The sequence below is a fragment of the Sulfitobacter sediminis genome, from assembly GCF_040811725.1.
Taxonomy (GTDB): Bacteria; Pseudomonadota; Alphaproteobacteria; order Rhodobacterales; family Rhodobacteraceae; genus Sulfitobacter; species Sulfitobacter sediminis.
The window spans coordinates 1-280 of the sequence record NZ_JBFNXX010000143.1 but is presented as its reverse complement, the minus strand read 5'-3'; the positions used below and the strand labels follow the sequence as shown (position 1 = coordinate 280).

The 280-nt window shown below is 66.1% G+C and carries 1 pseudogene; it reads right to left on the bottom strand.

What is annotated here, in order from left to right:
- Window positions 1–280 (bottom strand): annotated as a pseudogene (locus AB2B41_RS23485) (3-oxoadipyl-CoA thiolase); the annotation flags it as partial.

Genomic DNA, 280 nt, shown 5'->3' with positions numbered 1-280 from the left:
GCACCGCCGTTGGCGTTCACATGCGGGGCGTCTTCGGCGAGCCCGAGGGCGCGCAGCGTGGCGAGGCCCTGGCTCGCGAAGGCTTCGTTCAGTTCGACCACGTCCATCTGCTCGGCCTGGAGCCCGGTACGCGCCAGAACCTTCTGGCAAGCGGGGACCGGGCCAAGACCCATGACGCGAGGTTCAACGCCAGCGGCATTCATGGCAACGATGCGGGCGATGGGTTCGAGATTGTGGTCTTTAATCGCCTGATCCGAGGCGATGAGAATCGCGGCCGCAC